This window comes from Sulfurimonas sp., from assembly GCF_032250635.1.
GTDB lineage: Bacteria > Campylobacterota > Campylobacteria > Campylobacterales > Sulfurimonadaceae > Sulfurimonas.
The window spans coordinates 1-5,271 of sequence record NZ_JAVVFL010000157.1 but is presented as its reverse complement, the minus strand read 5'-3'; the positions used below and the strand labels follow the sequence as shown (position 1 = coordinate 5,271).

Annotated in this window: 7 protein-coding genes; 6 read left to right on the top strand and 1 reads right to left on the bottom strand. The window is 39.3% G+C overall.

The window, feature by feature from the left end; all coding sequences use genetic code 11:
* The 6 genes from RQ763_RS09255 to RQ763_RS09230 all read left to right on the top strand — a co-directional run.
* A partial coding sequence (locus RQ763_RS09255) for a response regulator (protein ID WP_314152558.1) occupies positions 1-418 on the top strand: 418 nt, incomplete at its 5' end.
* Positions 419-447: 29 nt separating this feature from the next.
* The gene (locus RQ763_RS09250; protein WP_314152557.1) at positions 448-807 is read left to right on the top strand and encodes a c-type cytochrome; all 360 of its coding nucleotides are present in this window, start codon (positions 448-450) and stop codon (positions 805-807) included.
* Positions 804-1,859 carry a lipid-A-disaccharide synthase gene (gene lpxB / locus RQ763_RS09245; RefSeq protein ID WP_314152556.1) on the top strand — a complete coding sequence of 352 codons (1,056 nt, stop codon included), beginning with the start codon at positions 804-806 and terminating at the stop codon, positions 1,857-1,859. The genes RQ763_RS09250 and lpxB overlap by 4 nt, the downstream gene beginning before the upstream one ends.
* On the top strand, positions 1,849-2,943 hold the full coding sequence (locus RQ763_RS09240) for a DegT/DnrJ/EryC1/StrS family aminotransferase (RefSeq protein ID WP_314152555.1): 1,095 nt from the start codon (positions 1,849-1,851) through the stop codon (positions 2,941-2,943). Before lpxB ends, RQ763_RS09240 begins: the two co-directional genes overlap by 11 nt.
* A gap of 3 nt (positions 2,944-2,946) precedes the next feature.
* The gene (locus tag RQ763_RS09235) at positions 2,947-3,855 is read left to right on the top strand and encodes a Gfo/Idh/MocA family oxidoreductase (protein WP_314152553.1); all 909 of its coding nucleotides are present in this window, start codon (positions 2,947-2,949) and stop codon (positions 3,853-3,855) included.
* Positions 3,855-4,604 carry an acyl-ACP--UDP-N- acetylglucosamine O-acyltransferase gene (locus tag RQ763_RS09230; protein ID WP_314152552.1) on the top strand — a complete coding sequence of 250 codons (750 nt, stop codon included), beginning with the start codon at positions 3,855-3,857 and terminating at the stop codon, positions 4,602-4,604. Before RQ763_RS09235 ends, RQ763_RS09230 begins: the two co-directional genes overlap by 1 nt.
* Positions 4,605-4,676: 72 nt before the next feature.
* Here the strand turns inward: RQ763_RS09230 and RQ763_RS09225 are convergent.
* A partial coding sequence (locus RQ763_RS09225) for an ORF6N domain-containing protein (protein ID WP_314152551.1) occupies positions 4,677-5,271 on the bottom strand: 595 nt, incomplete at its 5' end.

The following is a 5,271-nucleotide window of genomic DNA, read 5'->3' as shown; positions in this document are numbered from 1 at the left end:
ACAAAAAAATGAGAAAAAAGCAGTAGAGTATAGCAAGGATTTCATAGATGCAAAAAGAGTACTTATCGTTGAGGACAACATAACGAACCAACTTGTTCTATCTGGACTTCTTGAAGAGTTCGTTGAAAATATAGATATTGCAAAAAACGGCAAAGAGGCAGTTGAAATGTTTGAAAAAGGTAAATACGAACTTATCTTTATGGACTTGCAGATGCCGGTTATGGACGGATACGAAGCAACTAAAATCATTAGGGACATGGACGGCGATGTTCCAATCGTTGCACTGACTGCAAATGCAATGAGTGAAGAGGTAAAGAAGACAAAAGCCGCAGGAATGAACGGACATCTTATTAAACCGATAGATTTGGGAAAACTTTATTACACTTTACGCAAACATATTAACTCAAATACGAAATAATTGCATCTAAAAAACGAAGGGAGAGAGTGTTGAAAATAATCTTTTTATCTTTAATTGCACTTCTTCTAAGTGCAGAGAGTAGCTACGAGAAGGGAAAAAAACTCTATATAAAAAATGGCTGCCACAGTTGCCATGGTATGAAACTAGAGGGTCTTCATGAGTATCCCTATCTTGCAAATCGGGCAAAAGGCTACATGGAGTACAAGCTAAAGAGGTTTCGCTTAAAACTCTCCGACAATCAGCAGCAAGAGATGATGATACCTTTTGCAGTGGGTCTTAGCGATGAAGATATACAAAATTTAACGACCTATATGTATGAATATGTGGAAGAAACAAATAAAGAGAGATATGATGACAGTTACAAAACACATGGAGACGGCGGATCATGAAAATATTAGTTAGCGCACTAGAACACTCGGCAAACGTTCACCTAAAATCTCTCAAAAAAGAGTTAAGCGGTGACGTAGAGTTTATCGGCATATTTGACAAAGAGCTTGGGGATAGCATCATTGATTTGAGAAGTTTGGCAATCATGGGCTTTGTCGATGCCATCAAAAAGTTGCGCTTTTTTTTAAAACTAAACAACGATATGTTGAAACTCGCACATGACGCTGATAAAGTTCTGCTGATTGACTCCTCAGGATTCAATCTCCCGCTTGCCAAAAAAATCAAAAAAAAGTACCCAGATAAAGAGATTATTTACTACATATTGCCGCAGGCTTGGGCATGGAAGAAAAAACGAATCCCTGTCTTGGAAAAGACCATAGACCATCTCGCTTCCATCCTCCCTTTTGAAAAGGAGTACTACTCCAAAGATGCGCCTATAGAGTATGTCGGGCATCCTCTTTTGGATCAGATAACGGAGTTTAAAGAGGCTCTTGCTGATGAAGTAAAAAACATCGTCTTTATGCCCGGAAGCAGAAAGGGCGAGATAAAAAAGCTACTTCCAGTTTTTAAAGAGGTTCAAAAAGAGCTTGGAGTCGAAGCAACTATTATAGTGCCAAAACACTTCTCTAAAGAAGATATAAAAGAAGTTTATGGTAGCCTTTCAGGTTTTAAAATGGCTCATGATGCACACAAAATACTTAAAGATGCCGACTTTGCATTTATCTGCAGCGGAACGGCAACTCTTGAGGCATCTCTTATCGGGATACCTTTTGTGTTGACATATATTGCAAAACCCCTTGATTACTTTATTGCAAGCAGACTTGTAAAACTGGAGTATATAGGATTGGCAAATATAATGTACAACAAGTTTAAAAACAGGGCACTGCATCCGGAGTTTATACAAGAAGATGTAACTGCCAAAAACCTGATTCAAGCATATCGCGAATATGACAGAAGCAGATTTTTAAGTGACTCAAAAGCACTGAGAGAGTATCTAAAACATGGTAGTTCAAAAAGAGTAGCAGCAATTATAGAGGACAGAGATGAAGATTAATTTTATAGATTTACAAGCGCAGTACCAAGAGTATAAACAAGAGATTGACAAAGAGGTTTTAGAGGTTTTTGCTTCAGCGCAATTTATAGGCGGAGAGAAGCTAAACTCGCTAGAGAGAAATCTTGCAGCATATACGGGTGCAAAACATGCCATAGGGTGCAGCAGCGGAACGGATGCTCTTTTGTTAGCGCTTATGGCACTTGGTGTGGGAGCCGGAGATGAAGTAATCACAACTCCTTTTACCTTCATATCCACAGCCGAAGTTATTGCCCTTTTGGGTGCTTCAAGCGTCTTCGTAGATATAGATGCGCAGAGCTACAACATAGACCCGACAAAGATAGAGTCGCATATAACCGACAGAACAAAAGCGATTATGCCCGTCTCACTTTACGGGCAATGTGCCGACATGGAAGCTATAAACGAGATAGCCGCAAAATATGAACTTCCGGTTATAGAAGATGCTTGTCAAAGTTTTGGCGCAACATACAAGGGCAAAAAATCGTGCAACCTCTCGACCATAGGATGTACAAGTTTCTTCCCTTCAAAACCGCTAGGCGCTTACGGTGACGGCGGAGCAATTTTCACAAATGACGATGAACTTGCAACAAAGATGAGAATGCTTCTAAACCACGGTCAAAACGAGAGATACAAGCACAAATACATCGGTATAAACGGTCGTCTTGACGCTGTTCAAGCGGCTATTTTAGATGTTAAACTAAAACATTTTGACAAAGAGGTAAAACTCAGAGACGAAATAGGCACAAGATATAGCGACCTGCTCGAAGATGCCGATGTCATAACTCCAAAGATTGCCCAGGATAGCATAAGCGTTTATGCGCAGTACTCAATCAGGGTGCAGGAGAGAGAAGAGATGATTGCAAAACTGGCTGAACAAGGTGTTCCGACTGCGGTACACTATCCGGTTCCGCTTCATCTGCAAGAGGCATTTGTTCATCTGGGATACACAGAGGGAGATTTTCCAATCAGTGAGCTTGTCTCAAAAGAGATAATGTCGCTTCCTATGAGTGCATATCTTAGTGAAGCAGAGCAAGATTTTGTAGTTCGCGCTATTATTAAGGGTTAAAAATTGAAAAGAGTTGCAATTCTTGGGCTTGGAGCAATGGGCAAAAATCACTACAACACGCTCAAAAAGATAGAGGGCGTAGAGATTGTCGGACTCTGTGATGTTGTAAAAAACGGCGAGTTCGCAGAGCCTTTTTTTTACGACTTAGATACGATGCTTGAAGCTGTAAAACCAGATGCCGTCATTATCGTAACACCTACATTTTTGCATAAAGACGCCGCACTCAAATGTGCCGCGCACAAAGTAGATATTTTTATAGAAAAGCCTGCTGCTTCGAGTGTTGAAGATGCAAGAGAGATAAATAAAGCGGTTGAAGAAAGTGGCATAAAAAGCTGTGTCGGACATATTGAGAGATACAACCCCGTCGTAAAATCTCTTATAAATGAAATAGCGAATCATGAGATTCTATCCATCTCAATCACGCGCAGCGGCTCTTTTCCTGAGCGTATAGCTGATGTGGGAATACTCACAGACCTCTCAGTCCATGATAGCGATTTGATACGCTTTATAACAAAAAGAGATATTATAAAAAGTGCGGTATTTAAGTCTCAAAAGATTCATAAGACTCATGAAGATAACGCTATCTTGGCATTTGAGCTGGAGGGTCAGATTATCGGCGATATCTCTACAAACTGGCTTACTCCCTACAGAAAAAGAACTATCTCTCTGGCATGTAGAGTAGATGAGCAGAGCAAGATAAAATATTTTGAAGCAGATCTTATCTCTCAAACTCTAACAGAGCGCATTAATATAAATCCTTCTTCGCACATAACTAAAAACTGTTTTGTAAACAGAAGCAACGCACTGCATGATGAACTTGAAGCATTTATAAACTACTTACAAACGGGCGATAACAGTTCATTGGCAACCGTACATGACAGCATAATCACTCTAGAGATTGCGAGCAAATAATGGCAGAAAAAAAAGCAAATATTCATCCATCGGTTGTCATAGAAAAGGGTGCGAAAATAGCTCCCGATGTTAAAATAGGTCCATTTTGCTTTATAGGCAGAGATGTAGAGCTAAAGGCAGGATGCATATTAGAGTCAAATGTCATACTCAAAGGCTCCCTTAGAGTTGGTGAGAATGTAAAAATATTCAGCTTTGCTGTTATGGGGCGCGAAGATTCAGAGATAGTTATAGGCGAGAAAACACACATAAGAGAGTTTACTCAAATCGGCACGCAAGAGAGCCTAAATGCCAAAAGTAAAAAAATAATCATCGGTGCTAACAACTTTCTTATGGGGTACGTTCAAATTCTGGGCGGTGTAGAGTTAGGCGATTTTTGCATCATAACAAATGCGGTCAGGCTTTATGAGAATGTCAAGTGCGAAGAGAGAGTCATCATCGGCGGTCTTAGCACGGTTGAGGCAAACAACACCATAGGAACGGGAGTAATGATAGGCGGCGCATCCGTTGTAAACTCAGACATTCCTCCCTTTATGCTAGTTGAGGGCAACAAGGCGACCATAAAAGGACTAAACGTCATCGGTCTTAGAAGAAGACTTGAGAACAAAGGCGATATTGAAGAGATAAAAGCGGTCTTTAAAAAGATTCTCGGCGACGGCGCAGATAAAATCTTAGCGCAAGAGATAGCAGATACAAACCCTAACGAGTTTATACAAAGATTGGCATCTTTTGTAGCTTCGAGCAATCTTTAGCAAAAGGTACTGTTCGTCTCTTGCATTGTATGCTTTTTCCTGTTTAAGCGTAATTTACTTCTATAATGTTTGTCATTTTAATCTCCCCAAAATCTCCAAAGCCTCAATCTCAAACTTAGAAAAAGCAAACCACTTTTTGCCCAAATCTTTCAAGCTTGCTCCGATGTGATATATCTCTTTTTGGTCGATGACTAGAAACCTGTCGTGAGCATTTTTAAACTCTTTTACCTCTATGTTTTTATATTGTGAACTGTATTTTTGATAGTCAAGGCGAAGTTGTTTTGAGATAGTTTGTGTGTATATTTTTATTTTTAAATTCGGATATTTGCTAAAAAGTGTAAAAACAGTATCATCTATGTAGTTGTCTATCAAAACTACTTCGCTTTTTGCACTTTTTAGTAAATCGTTTATAAAAGCATAAGCATCGTAAATCTGCCCATCAAAAAAGATTCCCTCATCTGGCTTTTTGGTTTTATTTTCTAAGGCATTTAAGACAACATCTATTTTCTCATCTGTACGAAATTGTTTTTGTTCCAGTGAGTCCAATCTTTGAAATATCAGAGCATTATTTGAGATAAACTTTCTCATATTTACAAAAGCTTCTATGATTTGGATACTGACTTTGATGGCGATATCGCTCCGTAAAACCGCCGAAAGCATAGAAACA

Excerpts from the sequence above, each read along its gene's own strand:
- RQ763_RS09230 (WP_314152552.1), top strand. The coding sequence starts at position 3,855 with ATGGCAGAAAAAAAAGCAAATATTCATCCATCGGTTGTCATAGAAAAG.
- RQ763_RS09240 (WP_314152555.1), top strand. The coding sequence starts at position 1,849 with ATGAAGATTAATTTTATAGATTTACAAGCGCAGTACCAAGAGTATAAA.
- lpxB (WP_314152556.1), top strand. The coding sequence starts at position 804 with ATGAAAATATTAGTTAGCGCACTAGAACACTCGGCAAACGTTCACCTA.